Genomic DNA, 25,728 nt, shown 5'->3' with positions numbered 1-25,728 from the left:
CCACCTCTTCTTACAGGACAGGGATCATCCACGCCCGCAACGGATGATCCCGCCCGCCGACCTTCAGAAAGCCGTTACCGCATGTCCTACGATCCCACCGCACTTGACGCCGCCGTGCGCGCCGTTTCCGAAGCCGCACCGGATGCGGATCAGACCGGTCAGTTTCCCTGGACCGGTATTCGCGCCGTTCATCAGGCTGGACTTCTCGAGAGCACCGTGGCCACGCGTTACGGCGGCCCGGGAGGAACCTTGAGTACCGCAGCCCATATTCTGGCGGCGTTGGGACGCGGCGATCCCTCTGTGGCGCTCATCAGCGCGATGACGATCTTCACGCATCTGGGACAGGCAGCAAAGGACCATTGGCCCGACGGGCTTTACAGGGACCTTCTTTCCAGGGCCAAACACCAGCCACTGCTGCTGAACGCCGCCCGTGTGGAGCCCGAGCTGGGCTCGCCGGCCCGTGGCGGATTGCCGGCCACGCGTGCGCACCGGACGGCGAATGGCTGGTCGATCACGGGCCGCAAGCGCTTCGTGACGGGCGCGCACGGCCTCACGCACTTCCTCGTCTGGGCGCACACCGACGAGGCTCAGGCTCGCGTCGGCACCTTCGTCGTGCCCAATGGCCTGCCCGGCATCAGGATCATAGAGAACTGGAAGAGCCTCGGAATGCGGGCGACCGGTTCGCACGACGTCGAATATACCGAGGTTGAAATCCCGGCAGAAAATGTGCTGGAACTCGTTGATCCTTCCGTTGCCCAGCAGGATAATCGCGGCCACGCGGCGATGACGCTTGCGCTGACCGCAATCTATCTGGGCGCGGCTGAGGCCGCTCAGGAAGCGTTCATTCGCTTCGCGCATGAACGCGTGCCCGCCAATCTGGGCCATGCCATTGCGCGGACAGAACGTTTTGTCACGCTTTCGGGCGAGATCGACCTTTTGGTCTCCGGCGCCCGGCAGATCATCTTTGGCGCGCTCGCAAACCATATCGGCGATGCGGAACACCTGATAAGGGCCCGGCTTCTCGCCGGCCGGCAAATCCGCGACGCCGTCCAGATAGCCGTTCGCGGCATCGGCAATCCCGGCCTCAACGCCGATCTCGGCCTCGAGCGGCATTTCCGCGATATCCAGTCGGTTCTCGTCCATGCTCCCCAGGAGGACACCTCGGTCGCCATTCTCGGACGCGCCGCCTTTGACCGCTGGAAAACGAGCGAGAATGACCGGTCGGCACCCAACCTGTCGATCCTGAAGACGGCTTGAAACGCGGTGACAAACCGCCTTTCATTCAGATCACGACGTCCAGCATATCGTTGCTTTTAGCCTCCATGGCGAATGGCGGGTTGAGATGCAGTCCGGCAAAGGGTATCAGGTGCCACTCCCAGGCGGATCTTCCGCAAGCAACAAGGCGCATCCTGACATGATCCCGGACTTCCTCGTCACCCATTCCGGTGGCTTCCATGCCGACGAACTGCTGTCGAGCGTCGTGCTCACCCGGCTTTTCCCGCAGGCACGCCTGATCCGCAGCAGGGCGCCCGAATGGATCGCACCCGGCGCAGACCGCATCGTCTATGACGTCGGCGGTGTTTATGACGCGGCGAAGGGCGCCTTCGATCACCACCAGCGCGGTGCACCGTTGCGGGAAGACGGTCAGCCCTATAGTTCGTTCGGACTGATCTGGAAGCATTTCGGCCGCGATTATCTTGCCGCCTTCGGCGTTCCTGAAGACCATATCGAAACCGTTCACGCCTCTTTCGATGCCAGCTTCGTGCTGCCGGTCGATCTGGTCGACAATGGCGCGCTCAGCCCCTCCACCGCGGGGGCACTCGCCGGGCTGACCCTGCCAGTCCTGCTGGAAACTCTGAAACCTGTTTTCGACGAGACAGATCCCGAAGCGGACAATCGCAGTTTCCACGCGGCGCTGGCCATCGCCCGCAGCTTCGTGGAGGCAAAGATTGCCAACAGCGCCGCGAAATTACGGGCTGAAGCGCTCGTGAGCCGGGCTATCGTGGATGCCGGCGAGGGACATATTCTGGAACTGCCGATGGGAATGCCGTTTCGGCCCGCCATCAAGAAGGCGGGTGCCGACCATTTGCTCTTCGTCGTTCATCCACGCAACAACGACTGGTGCCTGACCGGCATCCGCTGCGCGGATGAAGGCTTTGAGCTGCGAGCGGATCTGCCGGCGGCCTGGGCCGGCCTGACGGACAAAGATCTGGAAGCTGTTTGCGGCGTCGAAGGCGCGAGCTTCTGCCACAACGGCAGATTTGTCGCAGCGGCCAGAACCCGCGATGCCGCACTCGCCATGGCGGAGCTGGCGGTAAAAGAGGCGACCGCAGCCAAACAGTGACATGGTAGCCGACCGTGCAACCACGCCTTTGGGCCGGCAGCGGGAGGCGAAATTAAGCCCGGATGCGGGTTTTGATCTTGCCCATACCCAGTTCTCGGTACGTCTCAGGAAATTCGCCGGCGCGCGCCCTTGAGCGTCAGGCAGCCATGGTTATCCTGCCCGAATTATGGCGGTCACACACGTATTGAGGAGTACGCGGCCGCTTTCGGGGAGGATATCATGAAGTTTCTGTTGGCCGTTTCGCGCGCCATCGATGCCGCCAATGCAGCCATTGGCAAAGGCATTTCCTGGCTGCTTCTCGCGGCTATTTTCATCAGCGCCATCAATGCCGTCATGCGCAAGGCGTTTTCGATGAGCTCCAACGCCTGGCTTGAATCGCAGTGGTATTTGTTTTCCGCCGTGTTTCTGATCGCCGCCGCCTACACGCTTCTTAACAACGAGCATGTGAAGGTCGATCTGGTCTACGGAAATCTTCCGCGCAAAGGGCAGCTGTGGGTCGACATTCTCGGGACCATTTTCTTTCTCATGCCCTTCTGCCTCATCACGGTCTATCTCTCCTGGCCGGTGTTTCTGCAGAAACTTGCTTCTGGTGAGGTTTCAAACAACACGGGCGGCCTCATTCAATGGCCCGTCTGGGCGCTGATACCGATTGGCTTCAGCCTTCTCGCCATTCAGGGCGTTTCGGAACTCATCAAGCGTGTCGCGATCCTGCGCGGCGATATCCCCGATCCCGTTGCAGAGGCTGACGCCGCGGCGGCAATGCTCTGATCGAAGGAAAAAACAATAATGGCATTCATTGCGGAAAATCTCGCGCCCATCATGTTTGCGGCGCTCATCATCGTGCTGTTGCTCGGCTATCCCGTGGCCTTCGCGCTAGCCTTTGTCGGCTTCTTTTTCGGCTTCATCGGGATAGAACTCGGCCTGCTGCCAGCGACGCTGTTCCAGGCCATTCCCGATCGCATATTCGGCCAGATGTCGAACGAAACGCTGCTCGCGATACCGTTCTTTACCTTCATGGGGCTCATTCTTGAAAAGAGCGGCATGGCGGAGGATTTGCTGGACACGATCGGCCAGCTGTTTGGACCGGTCCGCGGCGGCATCGCGTTTGCCGTCATCTTCGTCGGGGCAATTCTGGCCGCCACCACCGGCGTCGTCGCCGCCTCAGTTATCTCGATGGGCCTCATCTCGCTTCCCATCATGTTGCGCTATGGCTATGACCGCAAGGTCGCCGCCGGCACGATCGCGGCGTCCGGCACGCTGGCGCAGATCATCCCGCCCAGCCTCGTATTGATCGTGCTGGCCGACCAGCTCGGCCGCTCGGTGGGCGACATGTACAAGGGCGCGCTCGTTCCGGGTCTCATGCTCGTGGCGGCCTATGCGCTTTATATCATCGTGACCTCGATCATCAGCCCCACGAAAGTTCCGGCCCTGCCGCTGGAGGCGCGGACCCTGCGCGGCACCAAGCTGCTGCTCAAGGTCATCACCTCGCTGGTGCCGCCGCTCGTATTGATATTCCTCGTGCTCGGCACGATCTTCCTCGGGATCGCCACTCCCACGGAAGGCGGGGCCATGGGTGCCGTCGGGGCGCTTGCCCTTGCGCTTGCCAACCGCAAGCTCAATTTCGGCCTGATCCAGCAATCGCTCCACGCCACGGCAAAGCTGTCGTCCTTCGTGCTGCTCATCCTGCTCGGCGCGCGCGTATTTTCCCTGACCTTCTATGGCGTGAACGGCCACGTCTGGGTCGAGCATCTGATGACATCGATCCCGGGCGGCGAGATCGGCTTCCTGATCGTCGCCAACCTGCTGGTCTTTTTCCTGGCCTTCTTCCTCGATTATTTCGAGCTGGCCTTCATCATCATCCCGCTGCTGGCGCCGGTCGCCGATGCGCTTGGCATCGACCTGATCTGGTTTGGCGTGATGCTGGCGGTCAACATGCAGACGTCGTTCATGCACCCGCCCTTCGGTTTCTCGCTGTTCTTCCTGCGGTCCGTCGCACCGACGCGCGCCTATAAGGACCGGATCACGGGACAGACCATCCAGCCGGTCACCTCGTCCCAGATATATCTGGGCGCCATCCCCTATCTGTTCATTCAGCTGACGATGGTCGTCATCATCATCGCCTTCCCCGGCATCGTGATGCACTACAAGTCAGGCGCCAAGCAGGTCGATCCTTCCGCCGTCCATATCAATGTACCGATGCCCGGCGCAGGCACGGACGCCGATCCCTTCGCCAATCCTTTCCTGGCGCCTGGCAACAGCGCACCGAGCTTCGGAAAGCCGGCCACCCCCTGACACTCGGCCGGGCGCAAAAGCGCCCGCCGCAACAAAATCGCTGACGTTCAATAGGAGGAGGTAATCTATGAAGGTCAACCCAGGTCGCAGACAACTCTTGTCGGGCGGCGTACTTGCAGGGGCGGCTGCGGCTGCTTCGGCACTTGCGACACCCGCCATAGCCCAGTCTTTGCCAACCGTTCGCTGGCGTCTCACGTCCGGCTTCCCGAACAATCTGGACACGATCTATGGCGGCGCCGTCGTCATGGCCAATGCATTGAAGGCCATTACGGGCGGCAAGTTCGAAATTCAGGTCTTCCAGGCGGGTGAAATCGTTCCCGGCGCGCAGGCCATCGACGCCGTAAAAGCCAATACCGTCGAGATTTCCCATACCTGCGGCTACTATTTCACCGGGAAAGATCCGACATTCGCCATCGGTTCGACCATCCCCTTCGGCCTGAACGCCCGCCAGCAGAACGCATGGCTCTACCACGGCGGCGGCAACGAGGCTTACAACGAATTCCTTTCCGACTACGGCGTCATCGGCATTCCCGGTGGAGCGACGGGCGCCCAGATGGGCGGATGGTATCGCAAGGAGATCAAGAGCATCGAGGATATCAAGGGCCTCAAGATGCGTATTGCCGGCGTCGCCGGACAGGTGCTCGCCAAGCTTGGCGCGGTGCCGCAGCAGCTTCCGGGTGGCGACATCTATCCGGCGCTGGAGCGGGGCACCATTGATGCCGCGGAGTGGGTCGGTCCCTATGACGACGAAAAGCTCGGCTTCTACCAGATCGCGCCTTATTACTATTATCCCGCGTTCTGGGAAGGTGGGCTGACGATCCACTTCTTCGTCAACAAGGACCAATATGCAGCACTGCCTGATGAATACAAGGCAGCGCTCGACACCGCCTGCAAGGCCGCCAACATCAACATGCAGGCGCTGTACGACGTCAAGAACAAGGATGCGATCCGCTCGCTGGTTTCCAAGGGCACGCAGCTTCGCCCGCTGCCCCGCGATGTGCTCGACGCCGCCTACAAGGCGACCTTCGAGCTTTATGACGAGTACACCCAGAAGCATCCCGCATGGGCCAAGATCTATCCGGGCTGGAAGAAATTCCGCGACGAGAGCTTCGAATGGTTCCGCGTCGCCGAATATACCTATGACAGCTACGGCTATGCCATGCAGACGGCCGGCAAATAAGCCGACATAGACTTTACCGAGGCCCCTGGATGGCGACATTCCGGGGCCTCAAGCCCTTAGCGGCTATTCTTTGATAAGCCCGTTATCGATCGCATAGCGGATGAGACCGGCGGTCGTCGCTATATCCAGTTTCCTCTTGATATTCTTGCGGTGGGTTTCCATCGTGCGCTCGGCGATGTCGAGCGCCAGGGCAGCATCGCGATTGCTCTTTCCGCGCGCGATCAGCAGCAGAACCTCCTGCTCGCGTGTCGTCAGCGCCTTCAGCCTGCCGGAAGACCCCTCCATCAGCACATCGCGAACGCCAGAGGAAAAATAGGTGCCGCCGGCAGCCACGGTTTCGATTGCGGCGACTATTTCTTCGGTCGCCACATCCTTCAGAATGTAACCGGCCGCGCCATACATGACCGAGGTCGATATATATTCCCGGCTGTCATGCATCGACAGCATCAGCACCCGGGCGGAAAGCTGCTTTTCCTTGAACAGCTCCAGGGCATCGATGCCATTGATCTGCGGCATGTTGATATCCATCAGCACCACATCGGGCCGCGTGGCGACAGCCGCGTCGATACCGGCCATGGCGGACACCGCGGTTCCAACGACTTCGAGATGCTCGTAAGTCTCGAGAACGGCCCTCAACCCATCCAGAACCAGAGGATGGTTGTCGATCAACAACACACGGATCGGATGAACGGTCACTCGGCGGCCTCCTGTAAGCCGCTATTGCGATCCTTCATGGCGGTGATGGGCAACACCGCCCGCAGAACGGTTCCCCTGGCGGAGCTTTCGACATCCAGCCTGCCCCCGAAATGCGTCATGCGTTCCTGCATGTTTCTCAAACCGAGCCCCTTGCTTGCAGGCATCCCGTTTTCTGTCCGAACGGCCGGAAAGCCGCGGCCATTGTCGCTGACATCCATCTGGACCCGTTCATCGCGACTGGAGAACCGGATGGCGACCTGCGTCGCGCCGGCATGGCGCTCGATATTGGTCAGCGCCTCCTGTGCGACACGGTAAAGCGCAACCCGTGCCTCCGGGACAAGCATATGCTTGAAGGCCACGGATTCAAGCGTCGCCGCAATTCCCGTGCGTTCGGAAAAACTCGAGATCAGGGATTCCAGAGCCGCCGTCAGCCCCAGATCGTCGAGAACACGCGGGCGAAGATCGTGGGAGATGCGGCGGACTTCCTTGATCGCTTCGTTCAGCGCAATGGCGCCTTTGCCGATTGCCTCGACAGCGCCGACATTATCCGGCGTGACCTTGCGCCGCGCGAGATCGATCGCAAAACGCACGCCGACGAGATTCTGGGAAATGCCGTCATGCAGCTCCCGGGCAATGCGCAGACGCTCCTCCTCCTGGGTATCGATGATCCTTTGCATCAATTCCTTGAGCCGGCCATCCGCCAGCCGCTGCTGGCGCAGATTGAGCAGCATGCAGGTGGCAAACACCAGCAATACGGCGGGAACCGCAAACAGGGCGACGATCAGGAAGTTCCAGGTGATCGAATGCCGCAACTCCTCCTTCGCCGCCGCCGTCGTCGCAAAAACGTCGTCGAGGTAAACGCCGGTACCGATCATCCAGCGCCATTTGTCGAGGCCGGCCGCAAAGGAAAGCTTGTCGGCCATTTTTTTGGTGGAAGGCTTTTCCCACTTGTACTGGACCAGCCCTCCCCCCTTTTTCGCCTCGACGATCAGATCGTAGATCACCCGGTTGCCATCGGGATCGTGGAGATCAAGCCAGTTGTTCCCCGGTCGGAAATTCTGCCGCGGATGGACCACGTTCAGCCCGTCATAGTCATAGACGAAGAAATAGCCGTCAGTACCATAGTCAAGGCCGGTCAGGATGCGCTTGACCTCTTCCTTCGCGGCCTCGTCATCAGGTCCTGCCCTGTCATAAACCGAGCGGATCGCCGAAAGGGCAAGATTGGTGAGGTTGAGGAGTTCAGCCTCCTTTGCAGCGAGCATGTTGCGTTCGAACGCATCGATGCTCGTGCGCGCCAGCGTCATGGACTGCCACGTAATCAGCGCTGTGATGACGATAATCGCAAGAACGAGAGGCCCGATGGCCAATGCGAGAATCTGGCTCCTGAGTTTCATGCGCCCCCCAACACATTCATCTTGCACACTTCACAACACTTAATGCCGCAAATCGGCGACGTTGGAAAGCGAGCAGCGCGGCGCGCGCCGTGCGTGACCCTATCCAGGTTTGTAAGCTGAGGGCAGCCTTCAATCATTTCTGTGGCGCGTGGGGTAAGCCGCGTTCCCCTTTTCGTCAGGCCTGATCCAGAGCAAGGGTCAGATCGGCGACAAGATCGTCGGGGTGTTCGATGCCGATTGACAGCCGGATCGTGGAATCCAGCACACCGATGCGCTGGCGGACATCGGCAGGAACTCCCGAATGCGTCATCGTTGCGGGGTGAGATGCAAGAGACTCCGTGCCGCCGAGACTTACCGCGAGTTTGAATATGTTGAGCGCATTGAGGAATTTGAAAGATGCGGCCTGCCCGCCGACTATGTCGAACGAGAAGGTCGATCCCGCGCCGGTGCATTGGGCGGCGAACACCCTGCCAACCGCGGATGCCGGATCGCTGAACGGCAGGTAATGGATTTTCTCGACCTTGGGATGCGCATTCAGGAATTCCGCCACGACCCTGGCGTTGCTGTCCGCCCGCTCCATCCGGATCTGCAGCGTCTCAAGGGAACGTCCGAGCATCCAGCAAGAATGCGGATCGAGCTGCGTGCCGATTGCTCCACGCAACGCCTTCACCTGTTTCATGACATCCTTCCGGCCGAGCGCTGCCCCGGCAATGAGGTCGGAATGCCCGCCAACATACTTCGTCAGCGAATAGAGCGAGATGTCCGCACCGTATTCGATGGGCCGCTGGAACACCGGGCCGAGAAGCGTATTATCGCAGGCGATGATCGGCCTGTGCCCCTGCCTTTCGCCGATCACGTCGGCGACCCGGCTCATCATCGAAATATCGACAATGCTGTTTGTCGGATTGGCGGGGGTCTCGATGAGGATGACGGAGACCCTGCCTTTCGCCATCGCCTCTTCTGCCGCAGCCATCACCGAGGTCTCGCTGACACCATCGGCGAACCCCACTGCCGAGACGCCGAAATTATGGAAGGTCTTGGCCAGCAGCGTCTCCGTGCCGCCATACAGCGGCTGGGAATGCAGCACGGTGTCACCGGGCCGGACAAAGGCGAAAAGCGTCGTCGAAATGGCGGACATGCCCGAGGAGAACAGCGCACAGCTCTCCGTGCGCTCATAAACCGCAAGACGATCCTCGACGATCTCGCTATTCGGATGGTTAAAGCGCGAATAGACGAGGCCCGCGCCCCTGCCCTCAGGCGGCTCTTTACGGCCGGAGACGTAGTCGAAGAAATCGCGCCCGTCTTCCGCCGATTTGAAAACGAAGGTCGATGTCAGGAACACGGGAGGCTTTACGGCGCCCTCCGACAATTCCGGATCATAACCGTAATTGAGCATCTGGGTTTCAGGATGGAGAGCGTGGTTACCGATATGGGTTTTGGACGGATGCGGCGCGGTCATTTCCGATGATCCCTCAGCTGGCGTTGAACTACCTGCAGGTTACACGCAGTGAAACCAAAATACCTTGCATTCTGAAGCGTCGAGTTGTCTCATGAAGCAATATATTGCGGAGAACGGTCATTTATGTCGCAAAAAATTGCAGACCCGATCGACAGGCGGATACTCAAGGAATTGTCTGCCGATGCGCGGATCACGAACAACGAACTTGCCGAGCGGGTCGGACTGTCGGCATCGGCGTGCCTGCGGCGGCTTCGACGCCTGGAGGAGATGGGCGCCATCAAAGGGTACTCCGCGATCATCAATCCGGCAATCGAGGGATGGACCATGACCGCCCTTGCGTCCGTCCGCCTAAGCCGCCAGCACGATGACGAAATCCGGATGTTCGAGGCGGCCGTGCTTGACTGGGACGAGGTTCTCGAATGCCATCTGGTCACGGGTCCGAGAGACTACATGCTCAAGGTCATGTGCGGTGGGCTGGAGGATTACGAGCGTTTCATCAAGGACAAGATTGCAAAGCTGAAATGCGTCGAGACCATCGAGACCAGCTTCGTCATGAACACGATCAAGGCGCGGCGCATCTGAGCGTCGCGGCCACGGCGGCAATCCGCTTTCTCATCCGGCCCGCCGCCCATCGGCGCTAATCGTTCCCGATTGCTTCAAGCCAGATGCTGACGGCGACCGCTCCCGCATCGGGATGTCCTATAGCCCGCTCGCCAAGATAGCTCGCGCGCCCGAGCCGCGGCCTCATCGACGCCGTCGCCTCGGCGCCTGCAATGCCTGCCGCCGAGGCGGATCGCCAGGCCTCGTCGGCCGAAGCTCCGGCTGCGAGCTTGTCCCAGAACGTCTCTGCCGCCGGATGAAGCGCATCTATCATCGTACGGTCCCCCGGTTTCGCGCCACCGAGTTCCGAGACGGCAAGAACGGCAGCCACGAACGCCTCCGCCATCTGTTGGGCCGTCGGCTTTTCGATCCCGGCAAGATGGCGCGAAGCGCGCATCAGGCCCGTGGCGTAAAAAGGGCCGGAGCTTCCGCCGATTGCCTTCCGCATCGCATTTGCCATCGCCATCAAGCCACCGGACACATCTGCGAAGCTCTCCCCGGGCAGCGCCAATATTGCTTCGGCGCCTCGCACCATGCTTGTTCCAAGGTCACCGTCGCCCGTAACACTGTCCAACTGCGTCAGTATGGGCTCTGCGGCGATCAAGGCTCGGGCGACCCGCTCCGCGGCGGAACGCAGTCGCTCACCGGCGGCTGTTATCCTGATTTCCGCAGTCACGCTCCTCTCGACACCTGCCGAAGGCAAGGCGCGGTTGCGGTTCACCGCACCGCCGCGCGGCCATGCACCGGCGTCTGTTGGCGCATCCATGAGGTTGAGCATTGCGTCGTCCACATGCATGACCGACAGGGAAAAGCCGGGCATGTCGAGGGCAGAGAGGAAGGTACCCGCCCATGCCCGTTCGACCACGACGCCCTTTGCTTCCAGGCGTGTGACGGCGGATCGCGCCACGACCGCAAGTTCCATTGGCGGCGTCGATCCCAGTCCGTTGACCAGAAGCGCAACCCGGTCTCCGCTCTTCAGCCTGCCATCGGCTTCGATCGTCTCGAGGACCAGATTCACGAGCTCGTCCGCCGATGCGATGGACATCCGCCGGACGCCCTGCTCGCCATGGATGCCGAGCCCGACTTCGATCTCAGCGTCGCCAAGGACGAAGCCCGGCCTGCCGACGGCAGGGAGCGTGCAGGACCCCAGCGATATTCCCATGGAGGACAATTTCCCAGTGGCTTCTCGCGCGATGCGGGCAACCTCTTGAAGGGGAAGTCCCTGCTCTGCAGCCGCGCCGGCGAGCTTGTGAACAAGCACTGTGCCTGCAATACCCCGGCGGCGATCGTCGGGAACTGTGTCCTTCAAGGCGACATCATCGGCAACGACCACGATCTCGACCGGAATTCCTTCAGCCCGTGCCAGCTCGGCCGCCAATCCGAAATTCAGCCGATCGCCCGTGTAGTTCTTGACGATAACCAGAGCACCGGCGGGTCCGGCCGCAGCCCTGATGCCGGCAAGAACCGCATCGGTGCTTGGCGAGGTGAAGACATCGCCTGCCACCGCAACGGTGAGCATGCCCGCGCCGACATAACCCGCATGCGCTGGCTCATGGCCACTGCCTCCACCCGACAGCACCGCCACCCTGCGCTTTTCCGGAGCCAGAAGGCCAGACCGGATAACGACATTCTCATCCGCAAGCAGGACCGTCGCGGGGCTGAGGGCCACCACGCCTTCGAGCATGTCCCGCACAACGGTGGCTGGATCGTTGATGAGTTTCTTCATGCCTTACTCCTCGATGCAGTTCGTTGGCCGGCGGGGACGCGCACGTGCCCTGCTGACCGTGAACAAGCACGATCTCCCGGCCAATTTCAAGTTCCGGGCATTCGAACTCGCGACATCGATTGAGGGCGTGCGAGGGAAACACAGGTGCATATCCGCCATTGCCTCTCGCGGCGGAGGCGCTATCATGATGGCGCTGTAAGACGGTAAGCTTTGGGAGGAGCGATACGTGAGACGGATGTGGCCAGACGAATTTGCGTTTCTGCTGGACGGTGCAGAAGAGGTTGACCTACATATTCCATCGGCGGCGCATGACGATGGTTCGCCCGGAAAAACAATATCCAGAAAGGCCTTGAAAGCCCGGATCAGCCAGCAGGATTTTGAAAATATCTGGCATCTCGCAGAGGCCCGCTACCGGCTGAACGGCAGGTTCTCTGACAAGGCGATTACGCTGATCGCCAACAACCCCCATTACCAGAAATGGCACCCCTCCGACGGCGGCAGCATCGAAAGCGTCTCCGATAGCGGTCAGAAATACACGACACGCTATGTGATCGTGCACTTTCTTCTGGACGATGTCAGCGAAGCTGTCGAAGCCTGAAATCCGGAGAAGCGGCTCCTGCCGGTGACAGCGCGGAGCGTTTGTGTTGCAACGGGACGAAGAGATTTCGGATAGCTGAAAACAGCGACATACATAGTTGCAAGCCGTCGGCGGATCGGAAACTCTTGCATTACCCGCTCCCGTTGTCACAGTGGCAGGTGCCCCGCAGGACCCGCGCCAACGATCGCAACGTCGAATTCAATCGCTTCTCGTGCGGGCGCAATGCACCGAGTTGTCATTTCGCGCGGTCAGTCCAAAAGTACATGCTTGAGAAATCGACGGATGCGGGCGAGCAAACCCTGGGGCATTCCCTCACATTTCCTGTCAGGCAAGTTACGGTTTTGGGACGGCTTCTTCGCTTGATCAACGGCGGGTGCGATTTCATTTCTTCGAATTTGCTCGGCATGATCGATGCTGATCTGAAATGGCATTTTCATTCCGGCAATCCTCCAGGTTGGCGTGATGAAACTACAGCGCCTTCTCGAGTTCCGGCAGCGCCTCGAAGAGGTCTGCGACGAGGCCATAGTCGGCCACCTGGAAGATCGGCGCTTCCTCGTCCTTGTTGATGGCGACGATGACCTTCGAATCCTTCATGCCGGCCAGATGCTGGATGGCGCCGGAAATGCCGGCGGCGATGTAAAGCTGCGGCGCAACCACCTTGCCGGTCTGGCCCACCTGCCAGTCGTTCGGTGCATAACCGGCATCGACAGCCGCACGGCTGGCGCCAACGGCGGCACCGAGCTTGTCGGCGACGGGAAGGATGACTTGCCTGAACTTTTCCGACGAACCGAGCGCGCGGCCACCCGAGATGATGATCTTGGCCGATGTCAGTTCCGGACGGTCGGACGATGCCAGTGCATCGGAGACGAAGCTGGAAAGGCCGGGGTTTGCAGCAGCGCCAATGGTTTCAATTGCTGCCGAACCGCCTTCGGCGGCGGCTGCAAAGGCGGTCGGACGCACGGTGATGACCTTCTTCGCATCGGTCGCCTGCACCGTCTGGATGGCGTTGCCGGCATAGATCGGCCGCTTGAAGGTGTCAGGGCTGACGACCTCGATGATTTCCGAGATCTGCGCAACATCGAGAAGCGCCGCAACGCGCGGCGTCACGTTCTTGGCCGAGGCGGTCGCCGGCGCAATGATGACGTCATAAGAAGGCGCAAGCGAAACGATCAGCGCCGCCAGCGGTTCTGCCAGCGCATTGGCATAGGAAGCGTCGTCGGCGAGCAGCACCTTGGATACGCCGGAGAGTTTCGCGGCAGCGTCGGCTGCGCCCTTTGCATTGGTGCCGGCGACGAGCACATGGACGTCGCTTCCCGTCCCCTTGGCAATCTGCGTTGCCGCCGTCAGCGTCTTTGCCGTCAGGTCGGAAAGGGTTGCGTTGTCGTGTTCTGCCAGAAGAAGAATGGCCATGAGAATATCTCCCTTTTCCGAAACCTTAGAGGACGCCGTCGGCTTTGAGCTTTTCGACCAGCTCGGCAACCGAGCCGACCTTGATGCCGGCCTTGCGGCCTGCCGGCTCTTCGGTCTTCAGCACCTTCAGGCGCGGCGAAACATCGACGCCGAAATCGGCCGGCGCCTTCTTGTCGAGCGGCTTCTTCTTCGCCTTCATGATGTTCGGCAGCGACGCATAACGCGGCTCATTGAGACGAAGATCGGTGGTGACGACGGCGGGAAGCTTCAGCTCAACCGTCTGCAGACCGCCATCGACTTCACGGGTGACCGCGACCTTGCCGTCGGACGGTACGACCTTGGAGGCGAAGGTGCCCTGGCCCCAGCCGAGCAATGCTGCCAGCATCTGGCCGGTCTGGTTCGAATCGTCATCGATCGCCTGTTTGCCGACGATGACGAGGCCGGGCTGCTCAGCCTCGGCAACACCCTTCAGAAGCTTGGCGACGGCGAGCGGCTCGACCGTCTCGTCGGTCTCGATCAGGATGGCGCGGTCGGCGCCCATGGCGAGCGCGGTGCGCAGCGTTTCTTCCGCCTTGGCCGGGCCGATGGAGACGACCACAACCTCTTCGGCCTTGCCGGCTTCCTTCAGGCGCAGCGCCTCTTCCACCGAGATTTCGTCGAACGGGTTCATCGACATCTTCACATTCGCAAGCTCAACGCCTGAACCATCCGCCTTCACGCGGATCTTCACGTTGTAATCGACGACTCGTTTGACGGGGACAAGGATCTTCATCGGCGGCTTTCCTCAGGCGTGGGTGGGAAAATTTCGGTCGGTATCGGCTGAAGCGTGCAGCATGGCAGAGCCTGCTCGCGGAGCCCGCTCAGTGTAGGCCGAGATAGGCCTTGCGGACGTCTTCATTGTCGAGAAGGGCGGCGCTTTCGCCGGACAGATGAATACGGCCGTTGACCATCACATAAGCCCGTTGCGACAGTTTCAGCGCATGATTAGCGTTCTGTTCGACCAGAAAGATGGTTTTGCCCATGCTGGCGATCTCGGACAAAACTTCGAACACGCGCTTGACGACGAGCGGCGCAAGGCCAAGCGAGGGCTCGTCGAACAGGATCAGTTCAGGCCGCGCCATCATGGCGCGCGCAATCGCCAGCATCTGCTGTTCGCCGCCCGACATGGTGCCAGCCATCTGGTTGCGGCGCTCCTTCAACCGCGGGAACAGGTCGAACATCGTCGCCCTGTCTTCGTCGAAATGCTCCATGCCGATTGGCGTCGTCCCCATCATCATGTTCTCCTCGACCGACATGTCCTGATAGATTTGCCGGCCTTCCGGCACCAATGCGATGCCGCGTCTGGCGATCCGATGGGTCGACAATCGCGAGATGTCCTCTCCGCGATGAAGAATACGGCCGCCAGTTGCCCGCGGCGATCCAAAGATGGTCGATAGAAGCGTCGTCTTGCCGGCCCCATTTGCACCGATCAGGCTGACGATCTCGCCGGAACGGATATGCACATCGACGGATTTCAGGGCCTCGACCGGCCCGTAGTGGGTATGCACGCCAACGAATTCGAGAAGCGGGGTTTGCTGCATCACTGGACCTCTTCTTCGCTGACGCCGAGATAGGCGGCAATCACGGCCGGATCATTCGCCACATGGTCAGGCGTGCCGTTGGATATGACTTCGCCGTGGTCGAGCACGACGATATGGTTCGAAATTCGCATCACCAGCCCCATGTCGTGCTCGATGACCAGCACCGTCAGGTCATGGTCGGCCCGCAATATCTGCAGGACTTCGGACAATTCCCTGGTTTCCGCCGGATTGAGGCCGGCAGCCGGCTCGTCGAGGCAGATCAGCTTTGGCGACGTGCACATGGCACGGGCAATTTCCAGCCGTCGCTGGCGGCCATAGGGCAGTTCACCGGCAAGCCGGTTGGCATCCTCGGCAAGATGCATGCGCTCCAGCCAATAATAGGCGCGGTCGACCGCCTCGCGTTCGGCGCGGCGATAGGCAGGTGTCGAAAAGACACCGCTCAGCAGATTGTTGGCGGTCTGCCGGTGCTGAGCCACGAGAAGGTTTTCCACCACCGACATCTCACGAAACAATCGGATGTTCTGGAAGGTGCGGGCGATACCGGCACGGGTCGCCAGATGCGAGCCGCCGGTAATCGGCCGGGCGATCAGTTCGCCGATATCCTGCGCACCGTTCTCGCCATGCAGAAGGATATTGCCTTCGCTCGCACGATAAAAACCGGTGATACAGTTGAACATCGTTGTCTTGCCGGCCCCGTTGGGGCCGATCAACGCGGTGATTGCGCCTTTTTCGACGGAAAAATTGACGTTGCGGTTAGCAACGATGCCGCCGAAGCGCATCGTCACATTGCAAACTTCAAGGAGCGGTGCGGTCATCGGCTTGCCTCCGCATTGGCGCCAAGAACAGGGGACGACGCCCGTTCGGCAGACTTGGACGGGAAGAAGGCCGGCCGGGTGACACGGACGAGGCCGCGCGGTTTCCAGATCATCATCACCACCATCAGCACGCCAAAAACGAAGACACGATACTCGGCGAAATCGCGCAGGAGCTCGGGAAGAATGGTCAGGACGAGAGCCGCCAGCACCACTCCGACCGTCGACCCGAGACCGCCGAGCACGACAATGGCGAGGATCAGCGCGGATTCGAAAAAGGTGAAGGATGTCGGGTTCACGAAGCCCTGATGGACGGCGAAGAACACACCGGCGAGGCCGCCGGTCGAAGCGCCCAGCATGAAGGCGGAAAGCTTGATGAAGACGTGATTGACGCCGAGAGAGCGGCAGGCGATCTCGTCTTCGCGCAGGGCTTCCCACATGCGGCCGAGCGGCATGACACGCAAACGCTGCACCGCATAGATCACCGCGCAGACAACGAGGAACAGCACCAGATAGATGAACCAGAACTTGTAATCGGCATTGTAGGGAATGCCGAACGCCTCGTGGAAGGGGGTTCCACCCTGGCGCGCCGTGCGGGTGAATTCGAGGCCGAACAGGGTCGGTGGCGGCACCGGTGCGCCGTTCGGACCACCGGTGAAGGCCAGCCAGTTATTGAGCACAAGACGAATGATTTCACCGAAACCAAGCGTGACGATGGCAAGGTAGTCGCCATGCATCTTGAGAACCGGAAAGGCGAGGATCATGCCGCAGAGGCCAGCCAGGAACGGAGCGATAATCAGCGCGCTCCAGAAGCCGAGACCGAGATATTGCGAGCCGAGCGCCAGAAGATAGGCACCGACCGCATAAAAGGCAACGAAACCGAGGTCCAGCAGACCGGCAAGGCCAACGACGATATTGAGGCCGAGACCCAGCAGGCAGTAGATCAGGGCGAGGATGGCAATACCCAAAAAATATTTGTCGGCGACGAAAGGCAATGCGAGACCGGCGAGAAACAGGATCGCAAGGAGCAGAGCAGGCGAACGCTCCTGCCCCGACCGCACCGTCACGCCACCGCCGCTGCGGCTCAGTATCGCCGAGATACGCCGACCGGCCGGCGTCATTGAGGCGACTGACAGCACAACCCTGCCGAGGGTAATGATGGCTGCGATCAGAACCGCGTGAGCAAGTTCGTTGCGGAAGGTGAAGCCGTCGAGCACAAGGCCGGAAATCGGCCCGACCAGCACGAGCGAGACACAGAAGGTCAGCAGGGCTTCCTTGCCGAGTTTCAGCAGAGGGTTTTCATGCGTGTTCATCATGGCCTCCTCACACCTTCTGGATTTCAGGCCGCCCGAGCAGGCCATAGGGGCGGAAGAAGAGAAGTACGATCAGCAGACCGAAAGCGAAAACATCCTTGTAGTCGGTGCTGACGTAACCGGCGAAAAGCGCTTCGGTCAGCCCAAGGAGAACACCGCCCAGCACCGCACCGGGGAGCGAACCGATCCCGCCGAGCACGGCGGCGGTAAAGGCCTTGATACCCATCACAAAGCCGATGAAGAAATTGAAGGAGCCATAATTGAACGTCACCAGCGTGCCCCCGACTGCCGCAGTCGATGCGCCGATGACAAAGACGGTGGAGATGATGCGGTCGGTATCGACGCCAAGCACCGCGGAAATCTGGCGGTTCTGCTGGGTCGCGCGGCACTGCCGTCCGATGCGCGTATGATTGATCACATAGGTCAGGATACCCATGGCGACCAGCGATGCGACCAGGATGATGGTCTGCATATAGGTAATCTGCGCAAAGTGCTCTTCGCCACCGAAGCGGAAAGCGCCCTGTATCAGTATCGGAACGCCCTGGTCACGCGCGCCCTGGGCGATCTGAACATAGCTTTGCAGCATCAGCGAAATGCCGATGGCCGAGATCAGCGGCGCAAGTTTGGTCGAACCGCGCAAAGGCCGGTATGCAACGCGCTCAATCGCCCAGCCGTAGACCGCCGTGATGAAACAGGTGATGACGAGAATGGATATCAGCGCGAAGGGCACTGACTGGATGCCGAAAAAGCTGATGACGGCAAGCACGATCGCCGCGACGTAGGCAGAGACCATGTAAACGTCGCCATGGGCAAAGTTGATCATGCGAATGACGCCATAGACCATGGTATAGCCCACGGCGATGAGACCATAGATGGTGCCCAGCGTGATCCCGTTGATCAGCTGCTGCGCCAAGATGTAAAAATCCATGGCGAACCCCTTTTTCGATTGTTTTTGCCTGCGCAGGCGGGGCCGGCTCGGCCATGCCGACCGGCCCCGGTAACAGGATCGTTTAGTTGCGAACCGGAGCGCCCTTGTCGTCGAAAGAGTAGAAGACGAACTTGAAGTCCTTGACGTCGCCCTTGTCGTTCCAGCCGAGATTACCGACCGCGGACTTGACCGTGTTGGCGTGCAGCCATTTCACCTGATCCTCGATCTTGCCATCCTTGGTGCCCTGAATGGCCGCCACGATGGTCTGGGCGCTGGCATAACCGAACAAGGTGTAGTTGTCGGGCGCGATGTTCTGCTTTTTGAGGTCCGCAAGTGCATCCGCGGATGCCGGATCTTCCCTGGGGTCTGCCGCCGACGAATAATAGACACCCTTGAGGTTCTGCGCGCCGCCGGCTGCGGTCACGATTTCGGCCTGGGCAAGCGCATCGCCACTGACGAAGGCAACGTCCAGTCCCTGTTCGTGAATCTGGCGGATGAGCGGGCCGGCTTCAGGAATGAGGCCGCCAAAATAGACGGCTTTTGCGCCCGAGCTCTTGATCTTGGTGACGAGCGCGTTGAAGTCGCGTTCACCGCGCGTCAGCCCTTCATAAAGAACCGGCTCGACCTTGCGATCGGCGAGCGTCTTCTTCAACGCATCCACGAGGCCCTGACCGTAGGTATCCTTGTCATGGATAAGAGCGATCTTGTCGATCTTCAGCGTGTCGAGGATGAACGAGCCGGCAACCACAGCCTGCTGGTCGTCACGACCGCAGGTACGGAACACCGTTTCGAGGTCGCGATCAGTGACGATCGGGTTGGTCGAAGACGGGGTAACCATGAGGATACCGGCGTCGTTGTAAATTTCAGATGCGGGAATGGTGCTGGACGAGCAGAAGTGACCGACGAGCGCCTGCACCTTGTCCTGGTCGACAAAACGATTGGCGACCGCGACCGCCTGCTTGGGCTCGCACGCGTCATCGCCCTTGACCAGCTCCACCTTCTTCCCATCGATGCCGCCGGCCTCGTTGACGTTTTTGATATAGGCAGAAACACCGGTCCACACCTGCTCACCAAAAGTGGCGTTGGCACCTGTCATCGGGCCCGCAACGCCGATCTTGATCGTGTCTGCAGCATATGCGCTGGAGACGACAAGAACCGACGCAAAGGCAGCGCCCGCAAGAAGCTTCGAAATAGAATTCATTTTTTAGATCCCTCTGGTTTGGCCCAATGACCGTTAGCTGCCCGGAGAATTGCTCTCTCTTTTTGTTGCGATAGCCATCCCCGGGGCCTGTCGCGACAACCAGGGAAAAGGAGCTTAATCGAGGGCGCGTTTGAGAGGGATTTCTGTCGTTCTCCGTCCATCCGGCCAGAAGAAAGACTGCATTACTTGCGGTCCTGACCAAACCAAGAAACAACAGCGATAGACAAGATTTACTTTCTCTCCCTGCTGACGCGGCAAGGCGACGAAATCCTGCAGCGCCGCGTCAAGAGAAGCGTCGGCGCATTTGTTCGTTCCGGTTTTCGGAGGGCTGAAAAATCAGTCGAATTCACGTCTGGAGGACCAATCCTCCGCACAAATCCACTCGCAGAACGTCGAGATGATTTTGACCCGCTTGTGGGCTCGCGGCACAACGAGATAGAACCCGGGCACATCTCGCTCCTCCATGCCGTCCAGCCGGTCTATGCCCAGAGGAGCGGCCAGCCTGCCCGCCTTGATATCGGACAGGGCATCAAGTCTCGACACAAGCCCGACGCCGAGGCCTGACACCGTTCCCCGGCGCATGGTAGCAGCATCCTGAAACTCGATTTCGCCGGCGATTTCCGCCGGCTCCAGCCCCAGGTGTCTCAGCACCTTGCCCCACAGGTTTCTGGCCATAACGGGATGTAAAAGCGTGAACGCCGTAAGGTCTTTCGGCTCCCGAATCCGCTCAGCGAGTTCGGGAGCACAGCAAATGATCTTCGGATCACGCACCAGCAGCTGGCAATCATAGTCCTTCCAGGCCCCGAAGCCCCACTGGATACAAACGTCCACCTCGTCAGCGGCGAAATCGCGGATGCTGACCATGGTCGTCATGCGAATATCCGCGCCGGGCATCAATTCGCGGAATCGTTCCAGTCTCTCCATGAGATAGCGGGTCGCGAAATAGGGGCTGACATTGATATTGATACGGTTTCGATAAGTGGAATTGGTAACGCGGCGAATGCCTTCGGTGAATTCATCGAAACCCGCCTCAATGAAGTGGGAGAGCACGATGGCCTGTTCCGTGGGTTCTATCACCCGCGCCTTGCGCTCGAAGAGCGGCACATGAAGAATGTCCTCCAGCAACTTGATCTGCTGGCTCACGGCCTGCGGGGTGACCAGCAATTCATCGGCAGCACTACGAAAGCTTCCCTGCCGCATGACGGCCCAGAAGGCGCGTAGCGCATTCAAAGGGGGAAGTCGCATATGCTGCCCGGCCAATTTCACCTCCGCTGCCAAACGAGATTTCCGACGCTTATCCGAGCTGTGTGCATCGGATAAGCGCTTTATATTAGATCACCGCCTTTTCAAGGAAAGGTCGATTTTCGACAATGCGTTCAAAGCCGACTTCCGTCAGGTCCAGTGTCCGGTATTTGCCATAAACGATCAGTTCGGAAACGCCGCGTCCTGTCGCCGGTCCCTGCTGCAGGCCATGCCCGGAAAAGCCGTTGGCGAAGATGAAGTTGCGAACCTGTGGATGACGGCCAACGACCAGATTGTGGTCCAGCGTGTTGAAGTCGTAATGACCGGCCCACTGGTTCACGACCTTGATCGCCTCGAAAGCGGCCGATCGTTCGGCAAGGGCCGGCCAGATGATTTCTTCAAACTCTTCGTAGCGCGGTTCGAAATCGTCCCAGTCCGCTGCCGGGTCTTCAATGGGTGGGCAGCCAGACAGGAAAAAACGACCCTCGGGACGGCAGAAGACGCCGCTCGGGTCGATCATCAGCGGCAACCGACCCTGGTTGACCGCAGCAGTGCCTTCCGGCGTTTTCGCACAATCGAAGACGAAAAGCGTGCGCTTACGGGGTTCAACCGGAATATGAAGACCGGCCATTCTGGCGGTCAAAGCGGCACGCGGGCCCGATGCGTTGACGATTGTACCAGCCTTGACCACGGCGCCGGATTTCAGCGTTATCTGCGTTACGGTATCGCCTTCACGGCCGATCCCAACCACCTCGCCGGTGACATATTCGGCACCCAACGAGCGGGCCTTGTTCTTGAAGCCATACATCAGACCGGTATTGTTGAACCAGCCTTCGCCGGACCGGCCATAGGACGCAAGTTCGATGTCGGCGACATTGAGGTGCGGGAAGGCTTCACCGAGTTCATCCCTGTTCCAGAGAACGACATCGGCACCACATGCCTTTTGCGCTACGTGATTTTCCCGCAGAATCTCCACCTGCTCCGGCGTACTGGCAAGGAAGAGATACCCGCCGGAATGGAAGCCGAGATCGGGCTTGTCATCTCCGACCTGCATCATCTCGCCGAAATTGCGGATCACCTCGGACCCGTACTGGCTGATCTTGACGTTGATCGGATTGGAGAACTGCGTGCGGATCGATGACGACGACAGCGATGTCGATGCGGTCAGATAGGTCGGATCCCGCTCTACGACCAGAATGGAGCCTTTGAAGTCCGGATTGGCGGCGAGATAATAGGCTACAGCGGAGCCGATGACCGCTCCGCCGACGATCACCACGTCATAGGCGTCTTTCATTTGGAGACCTCATCGTCAGGATGTCCGAGATCGACGAACCAGCCGCCGAGATAACGTGTGGCGGGCGCTTTTGGGTCATTCGGCGCCGTCCGTCCCTCGACATCGGCGCGAAATCGCTCGGAATTATCCTCCGGCTGAAAACCGATGTGGCCGCTCAGGGAATTGTCCACGGGCTTAACCTTATTATCGGAGATGCCGAAGCTGATTGTATGTCCAATCCGCGGAGCCGTCAGGCTGGCTTCGACGAGGCGCACGCAATCACCGAATGAAAGCCACGACCAAAGCATGCGACGGTCCGCAGGCTCTGGGAACGACGAGAATATGCGCAGGCAGGCAGATTCGATGCCGAACTTGTCCCAGTAGAGCCGGCTTAGTGCCTCCACGAAACATTTCGATACGCCGTAAAGGCTGTCGGGACGTACCGGCGCATCGACATCGATATGTGCTTCCAGCTCGTGATAGCCGATGGCGTGAACCGAAGAGGCATAGACGACGCGCTTCACGCCATTCTGCCGTGCGGCTTCGTAGATATTGTAGCTGCCCTGAATGTTGGAATCGAGAATGGTCGCCCAGCCCGTCTCAAGCGGCGCGCCGCCAAAATGAACGATGGCGTCGACACCCTCGGCAGCCTTCATCACGGCAGCTGCGTCCGAAAGTTCGAATGTCAGTGCTTCCTCGTTGGCGCGGACGTTTTCTACCGCAATGCGATCAGCAAGGCGCAGCGTGTCTGCAAGATGCGCAAGCCCCTTGCGCAACTCGGTGCCGAGCCGTCCGGCCGCGCCGGTGATCAGGATGGTCTTGAAGGGTTTTGTCATGGGATCCTTGAGGTCCTGTCTTAGCTTTGCAGTCTGGAAACGGCAGCGGCAATGCGGGCGATGGCATCCTGAAGGATGGCCTCGGATGTCGCGGTGGAAATACGGAAGAAGGGCGACAGGCCGTAGGCCGCACCCGGTACGGCCGCGACATGAGCCTCGCGAAGAAGATAGGTCGCAAAGTCGCTGTCATTGGCGATCGTGGCGCCTTCCGGCGTCTTCGCACCGATAAGTGCCGCGCAACCGATATAGGCGTAGAACGCGCCTTCCGGCGGATCGAGCGTCAGGCCGTCGATGGCGGAAATTCCGCGCACGACGAGGTCCCGGCGGCGCTCGAACGCCTCACGGAAGCGGCTGACCTCTTCCTGCGGTCCTTCGAGCGCAGCTTGCGCCGCGATCTGCGCCACCGCCGCAACCGATGTGCAGGACTGGCTCTGCACGGTCGACATTGCCTTGATGAGATCCTTCGGACCAGCGGCATAACCGACACGCCAGCCGGTCATCGCATAGGCCTTGGAGACGCCGTTGACGATCAGGCTGCGGTCGCGCAGGTCCGGGCAGGCCTTGCCGAAGCTGACGAAACTGCGGCCATCGAAAATGATGTGCTCGTAAATCTCGTCGGACAGGACGAGAACTTCCGGATGGCGGGCGAGAACGACGCCGAGCGCCTGAAGCTGCTCCTCGCTGTACACTGCGCCGGACGGATTGCCCGGCAGGTTGAGAAACAGCCATTTCGTCTTCGGTGTGATTGCTGCTTCCAGCACTTCGGGCGTCAGGCGAAAGCCGTCTTCGGCGCCGCAAGCCGGTGTCACCGGCACGCCGCCGAAAAGCTTCGCCATTTCCGGATAGGAGACGAAATAGGGAGCGGGAAGAATGACCTCGTCGCCCTTGTTGACGGTCGCCATCAGAGCATTGAAGATGATCTGCTTGGCGCCGTTGGCAACGGCGATCTCGTCGAGGGCAAAATCAAGTCCGTTCTCGCGTTTGAACTTGGCAACGATGGCGCGGCGCAGCTCCGGCGTGCCAGGTGCGGCCGTATAGAGCATCCGGTTTTCACGGGCCGCCTTGAATGCCGCCTCGGTCACATGCGCCGGGGCGGAAAAATCGGGTTCGCCGAGACCAAGATCGATCACATCGACCCCGGTGGCGGCCAGATCCTTGGCTGCCTGCGACACGGCCATGGAGGCCGAAGGTTTTACCGCCGCAAGACGGTCTGCAATCCTCGTCATCATTTCGTCTCCGTCACATAACCCTTGCGGACATCTTCGGCCTTCGCCGCGTCGCTGCGCTTTTCCGGATCGCCGAAACCGCCGCCGCCCGGTAAATGCAGGACCAGCCTGCGTCCGGAGGGCACATGCTGCCATCCTTTCGGCCGCAGCAACGTTCCGTCATCCAGCATGGCCTTGCCGGGCTTTCCCGGTTCGCCGCCATCGCGACCCGCCGCCGGTGTCCCGATGCGGTCGAACATGGCGGAGAAGTCGAACTCATGGCCATCGGCCGGGGCGATCTCGATGATCTGACCGAGACCGCCGCGATATTCGCCATCGCCGGCGGAATCCGGACGCAATTCCTTGCGCCAGACGACAATCGGCCCGGTATGTTCCGTCGCCTCGATCGGCATCGTATGGACACCGGAGGGGAAGGCTGTTGCAGACAGTCCATCAAGGCCCGGCCGCGCGCCCATGCCACCCGAATTGAACATCAGCACCTCGGCGCGCCGTCCCTGCGCACCGGCGACCGGCCGAGCGGAAATATGGATGTTCCATAGCGCTGCGGCGCCTTCGGCGAGGATTTTTCCCGGCAGCGCCTTTGCAAGCGCGCCAAGCACAAGGTCCGGCACCATGTGTCCGATCACGTGCCGAACAGAAACCGGAGCCGGGCGCTCGGCGTTGAGAATATTGATCGGAGAGGAAACGTTGAAGACGGCAAGCGAAGCCGCATTGTTGGGAATGTCGGGGGCGACAACGCATTTCAGCGCGTAGCAGGCATAGGCCTTCGTATAGATCAGCGGCACATTGATGCCCCACCGGCTCATCGCGTCCGTGCCGGAAAAATCGACATCGACCGACGTGTTACTGATCGTTACCTCGGCAGCCAGATTGATCGGCTCGTCGTAACCGTCAGTCAGAAGCTCGTTTTTCCATGCGCCTTTCGGCAGGGCGGCAATCCGCTCCATGATCGCTGTGTGGGTGCGCGAGAGGATGAAAGCGCCAAGCGTCTCGAGATTGGGAAGGCCGATCTCGTCCAGCATTTCGATCAGGCGACGATGACCGACGTCATTACAGGCCGCAAGCGAGAAGAAGTCGCCAATGACCTGGTTCGGTTCGCGAACATTGAGGCGCAGTATCTTCAACAGATCCCTGTTCACCTCGCCGCGCTCGGCGAACTTCATGATCGGGATCTGGATGCCTTCCTCATAAACCGACTTGCCATCGGCGCCGAAACCACGACCGCCGACATCGACGACATGCGCCGTGCAGGCGAAGAAGCCGATCAGCTCCTCTCCCTTGAAAGAAGGGGAAACCATGGTGATGTCGTGAAGATGGCCGGTGCCCTTCCAGGGATCGTTGGTGACGTAGGTGTCACCCGGATACATCTCGTCGCGCGGAATTTCCGCGATGAAGTGCAGCACGGCCTCGGCCATCGTGTTGACATGGCCCGGCGTGCCGGTCACGGCCTGCGCCAGCATTTCACCCTTTGCGTTGTAGACACCGGCGGAAAGGTCGCCTGCCTCGCGCACCGAGGTCGAAAAAGCGGTACGCAGCAGCGTCATCGCCTGTTCTTCGACGACTGAGATCAGCCGGTTCCACATCACCTGCATGCGGATTTCGTCAAGCTGGCTCATGG

24 protein-coding genes are annotated in these 25,728 nt (G+C 60.2%); 7 read left to right on the top strand and 17 right to left on the bottom strand.

The genetic code is table 11. The annotated features are described in order from the left end of the window. Positions 1-81 precede the first annotated feature (81 nt). The 5 genes from ACQZ60_RS19785 (at position 82) to ACQZ60_RS19765 (ending at position 5,816) form a co-directional block, all read left to right on the top strand. Positions 82-1,257 carry an acyl-CoA dehydrogenase family protein gene (locus ACQZ60_RS19785; RefSeq protein ID WP_020809092.1) on the top strand — a complete coding sequence of 392 codons (1,176 nt, stop codon included), beginning with the start codon at positions 82-84 and terminating at the stop codon, positions 1,255-1,257. 157 nt (positions 1,258-1,414) lie between these two features. Further along, on the top strand, positions 1,415-2,344 hold the full coding sequence (locus ACQZ60_RS19780) for an MYG1 family protein (RefSeq protein ID WP_448735948.1): 930 nt from the start codon (positions 1,415-1,417) through the stop codon (positions 2,342-2,344). Positions 2,345-2,563: 219 nt separating this feature from the next. Next, positions 2,564-3,112 carry a TRAP transporter small permease subunit gene (locus tag ACQZ60_RS19775; protein WP_059761233.1) on the top strand — a complete coding sequence of 183 codons (549 nt, stop codon included), beginning with the start codon at positions 2,564-2,566 and terminating at the stop codon, positions 3,110-3,112. A gap of 15 nt (positions 3,113-3,127) precedes the next feature. Then, complete coding sequence (locus ACQZ60_RS19770; RefSeq protein WP_049832270.1) at positions 3,128-4,636, top strand: TRAP transporter large permease; 1,509 nt, start codon at positions 3,128-3,130, stop codon at positions 4,634-4,636. A 67-nt stretch (positions 4,637-4,703) separates the two neighbouring features. Further along, positions 4,704-5,816 (top strand): TRAP transporter substrate-binding protein, encoded by a 1,113-nt coding sequence (locus ACQZ60_RS19765; protein WP_020809088.1) that lies wholly within the window; start codon positions 4,704-4,706, stop codon positions 5,814-5,816. Positions 5,817-5,879: 63 nt separating this feature from the next. Here ACQZ60_RS19765 and mctR read toward each other — a convergent pair whose 3' ends face one another. From mctR to ACQZ60_RS19750, 3 genes are all read right to left on the bottom strand, one after another. Next, on the bottom strand, positions 5,880-6,512 hold the full coding sequence (gene mctR / locus ACQZ60_RS19760) for a two-component system response regulator MctR (protein WP_020809087.1): 633 nt from the start codon (positions 6,510-6,512) through the stop codon (positions 5,880-5,882). After that, a complete protein-coding gene (gene mctS, locus ACQZ60_RS19755; protein WP_020809086.1) occupies positions 6,509-7,906 on the bottom strand; it encodes a two-component system sensor histidine kinase MctS in 1,398 nt (465 codons plus the stop codon). Before mctS ends, mctR begins: the two co-directional genes overlap by 4 nt. A gap of 175 nt (positions 7,907-8,081) precedes the next feature. Next, positions 8,082-9,365 (bottom strand): cystathionine gamma-synthase family protein, encoded by a 1,284-nt coding sequence (locus ACQZ60_RS19750; RefSeq protein WP_262532062.1) that lies wholly within the window; start codon positions 9,363-9,365, stop codon positions 8,082-8,084. Between the two features lie 123 nt (positions 9,366-9,488). Between ACQZ60_RS19750 and ACQZ60_RS19745 the strand changes: the two genes are divergently transcribed. Next, entirely contained in the window at positions 9,489-9,947 is a 459-nt protein-coding gene (locus ACQZ60_RS19745; protein ID WP_003521846.1) for an Lrp/AsnC family transcriptional regulator, read from the top strand. Positions 9,948-10,002: 55 nt separating this feature from the next. On the opposite strand, the gene ACQZ60_RS19740 is transcribed toward ACQZ60_RS19745, so the two are convergent. After that, on the bottom strand, positions 10,003-11,691 hold the full coding sequence (locus ACQZ60_RS19740) for a dihydroxyacetone kinase family protein (RefSeq protein ID WP_448735947.1): 1,689 nt from the start codon (positions 11,689-11,691) through the stop codon (positions 10,003-10,005). Between the two features lie 235 nt (positions 11,692-11,926). On the opposite strand from ACQZ60_RS19740, the gene ACQZ60_RS19735 reads away from it, so the two are divergent. After that, entirely contained in the window at positions 11,927-12,289 is a 363-nt protein-coding gene (locus ACQZ60_RS19735) for a hypothetical protein (RefSeq protein ID WP_020809082.1), read from the top strand. 248 nt (positions 12,290-12,537) lie between these two features. On the opposite strand, the gene ACQZ60_RS19730 is transcribed toward ACQZ60_RS19735, so the two are convergent. The 13 genes from ACQZ60_RS19730 to ACQZ60_RS19670 form a co-directional block, all read right to left on the bottom strand. Then, a complete protein-coding gene (locus tag ACQZ60_RS19730) occupies positions 12,538-12,726 on the bottom strand; it encodes a hypothetical protein (RefSeq protein ID WP_448735946.1) in 189 nt (62 codons plus the stop codon). Between the two features lie 31 nt (positions 12,727-12,757). Beyond that, positions 12,758-13,699: an electron transfer flavoprotein subunit alpha/FixB family protein gene (locus ACQZ60_RS19725; protein ID WP_120356932.1), complete on the bottom strand. Its 942-nt coding sequence runs from the start codon at positions 13,697-13,699 to the stop codon at positions 12,758-12,760. Between the two features lie 25 nt (positions 13,700-13,724). Further along, on the bottom strand, positions 13,725-14,471 hold the full coding sequence (locus ACQZ60_RS19720) for an electron transfer flavoprotein subunit beta/FixA family protein (protein ID WP_448735945.1): 747 nt from the start codon (positions 14,469-14,471) through the stop codon (positions 13,725-13,727). A gap of 88 nt (positions 14,472-14,559) precedes the next feature. Further along, positions 14,560-15,279, bottom strand: coding sequence for an ABC transporter ATP-binding protein (locus ACQZ60_RS19715; protein WP_269832928.1), 720 nt, complete (start codon positions 15,277-15,279; stop codon positions 14,560-14,562). Continuing rightward, complete coding sequence (locus ACQZ60_RS19710; protein ID WP_080853767.1) at positions 15,279-16,094, bottom strand: ABC transporter ATP-binding protein; 816 nt, start codon at positions 16,092-16,094, stop codon at positions 15,279-15,281. Before ACQZ60_RS19710 ends, ACQZ60_RS19715 begins: the two co-directional genes overlap by 1 nt. Then, positions 16,091-17,407 (bottom strand): high-affinity branched-chain amino acid ABC transporter permease LivM, encoded by a 1,317-nt coding sequence (livM, locus tag ACQZ60_RS19705; RefSeq protein ID WP_448735944.1) that lies wholly within the window; start codon positions 17,405-17,407, stop codon positions 16,091-16,093. Before livM ends, ACQZ60_RS19710 begins: the two co-directional genes overlap by 4 nt. Positions 17,408-17,414: 7 nt before the next feature. After that, the gene (locus tag ACQZ60_RS19700) at positions 17,415-18,332 is read right to left on the bottom strand and encodes an ABC transporter permease subunit (RefSeq protein ID WP_059757520.1); all 918 of its coding nucleotides are present in this window, start codon (positions 18,330-18,332) and stop codon (positions 17,415-17,417) included. Positions 18,333-18,414: 82 nt separating this feature from the next. After that, positions 18,415-19,533, bottom strand: coding sequence for an ABC transporter substrate-binding protein (locus ACQZ60_RS19695; protein ID WP_448735943.1), 1,119 nt, complete (start codon positions 19,531-19,533; stop codon positions 18,415-18,417). A gap of 336 nt (positions 19,534-19,869) precedes the next feature. Further along, the gene (locus ACQZ60_RS19690; protein ID WP_031234414.1) at positions 19,870-20,778 is read right to left on the bottom strand and encodes a LysR substrate-binding domain-containing protein; all 909 of its coding nucleotides are present in this window, start codon (positions 20,776-20,778) and stop codon (positions 19,870-19,872) included. An 85-nt stretch (positions 20,779-20,863) separates the two neighbouring features. Next, complete coding sequence (locus ACQZ60_RS19685) at positions 20,864-22,069, bottom strand: NAD(P)/FAD-dependent oxidoreductase (RefSeq protein ID WP_448735942.1); 1,206 nt, start codon at positions 22,067-22,069, stop codon at positions 20,864-20,866. After that, a complete protein-coding gene (locus ACQZ60_RS19680; RefSeq protein WP_448735941.1) occupies positions 22,066-22,884 on the bottom strand; it encodes an NAD-dependent epimerase/dehydratase family protein in 819 nt (272 codons plus the stop codon). Before ACQZ60_RS19680 ends, ACQZ60_RS19685 begins: the two co-directional genes overlap by 4 nt. A gap of 20 nt (positions 22,885-22,904) precedes the next feature. Further along, complete coding sequence (locus tag ACQZ60_RS19675; protein WP_448736064.1) at positions 22,905-24,110, bottom strand: pyridoxal phosphate-dependent aminotransferase; 1,206 nt, start codon at positions 24,108-24,110, stop codon at positions 22,905-22,907. Continuing rightward, entirely contained in the window at positions 24,110-25,726 is a 1,617-nt protein-coding gene (locus ACQZ60_RS19670; protein WP_020812710.1) for a hydantoinase B/oxoprolinase family protein, read from the bottom strand. The genes ACQZ60_RS19675 and ACQZ60_RS19670 overlap by 1 nt, the downstream gene beginning before the upstream one ends. Positions 25,727-25,728: the final 2 nt, after the last annotated feature.

The sequence above is a fragment of the Agrobacterium sp. 22-223-1 genome (assembly GCF_053522385.1).
Note: the sequence above shows the minus strand (reverse complement) of the source record. Positions and strands in the feature narration are given on the sequence as shown.

Excerpts from the sequence above, each read along its gene's own strand:
- ACQZ60_RS19785 (WP_020809092.1), top strand. The coding sequence starts at position 82 with ATGTCCTACGATCCCACCGCACTTGACGCCGCCGTGCGCGCCGTTTCC.
- ACQZ60_RS19730 (WP_448735946.1), bottom strand. The coding sequence starts at position 12,726 with ATGAAAATGCCATTTCAGATCAGCATCGATCATGCCGAGCAAATTCGA.
- ACQZ60_RS19780 (WP_448735948.1), top strand. The coding sequence starts at position 1,415 with ATGATCCCGGACTTCCTCGTCACCCATTCCGGTGGCTTCCATGCCGAC.
- ACQZ60_RS19695 (WP_448735943.1), bottom strand. The coding sequence starts at position 19,533 with ATGAATTCTATTTCGAAGCTTCTTGCGGGCGCTGCCTTTGCGTCGGTT.
- ACQZ60_RS19670 (WP_020812710.1), bottom strand. The coding sequence starts at position 25,726 with ATGAGCCAGCTTGACGAAATCCGCATGCAGGTGATGTGGAACCGGCTG.
- ACQZ60_RS19735 (WP_020809082.1), top strand. The coding sequence starts at position 11,927 with ATGTGGCCAGACGAATTTGCGTTTCTGCTGGACGGTGCAGAAGAGGTT.
- livM (WP_448735944.1), bottom strand. The coding sequence starts at position 17,407 with ATGATGAACACGCATGAAAACCCTCTGCTGAAACTCGGCAAGGAAGCC.
- ACQZ60_RS19690 (WP_031234414.1), bottom strand. The coding sequence starts at position 20,778 with ATGCGACTTCCCCCTTTGAATGCGCTACGCGCCTTCTGGGCCGTCATG.
- ACQZ60_RS19685 (WP_448735942.1), bottom strand. The coding sequence starts at position 22,069 with ATGAAAGACGCCTATGACGTGGTGATCGTCGGCGGAGCGGTCATCGGC.
- ACQZ60_RS19725 (WP_120356932.1), bottom strand. The coding sequence starts at position 13,699 with ATGGCCATTCTTCTTCTGGCAGAACACGACAACGCAACCCTTTCCGAC.
- ACQZ60_RS19750 (WP_262532062.1), bottom strand. The coding sequence starts at position 9,365 with ATGACCGCGCCGCATCCGTCCAAAACCCATATCGGTAACCACGCTCTC.
- ACQZ60_RS19675 (WP_448736064.1), bottom strand. The coding sequence starts at position 24,110 with ATGACGAGGATTGCAGACCGTCTTGCGGCGGTAAAACCTTCGGCCTCC.
- ACQZ60_RS19680 (WP_448735941.1), bottom strand. The coding sequence starts at position 22,884 with ATGACAAAACCCTTCAAGACCATCCTGATCACCGGCGCGGCCGGACGG.
- ACQZ60_RS19775 (WP_059761233.1), top strand. The coding sequence starts at position 2,564 with ATGAAGTTTCTGTTGGCCGTTTCGCGCGCCATCGATGCCGCCAATGCA.
- ACQZ60_RS19710 (WP_080853767.1), bottom strand. The coding sequence starts at position 16,094 with ATGACCGCACCGCTCCTTGAAGTTTGCAATGTGACGATGCGCTTCGGC.
- ACQZ60_RS19700 (WP_059757520.1), bottom strand. The coding sequence starts at position 18,332 with ATGGATTTTTACATCTTGGCGCAGCAGCTGATCAACGGGATCACGCTG.
- ACQZ60_RS19715 (WP_269832928.1), bottom strand. The coding sequence starts at position 15,279 with ATGCAGCAAACCCCGCTTCTCGAATTCGTTGGCGTGCATACCCACTAC.
- ACQZ60_RS19765 (WP_020809088.1), top strand. The coding sequence starts at position 4,704 with ATGAAGGTCAACCCAGGTCGCAGACAACTCTTGTCGGGCGGCGTACTT.
- mctS (WP_020809086.1), bottom strand. The coding sequence starts at position 7,906 with ATGAAACTCAGGAGCCAGATTCTCGCATTGGCCATCGGGCCTCTCGTT.
- ACQZ60_RS19745 (WP_003521846.1), top strand. The coding sequence starts at position 9,489 with ATGTCGCAAAAAATTGCAGACCCGATCGACAGGCGGATACTCAAGGAA.
- ACQZ60_RS19740 (WP_448735947.1), bottom strand. The coding sequence starts at position 11,691 with ATGAAGAAACTCATCAACGATCCAGCCACCGTTGTGCGGGACATGCTC.
- ACQZ60_RS19720 (WP_448735945.1), bottom strand. The coding sequence starts at position 14,471 with ATGAAGATCCTTGTCCCCGTCAAACGAGTCGTCGATTACAACGTGAAG.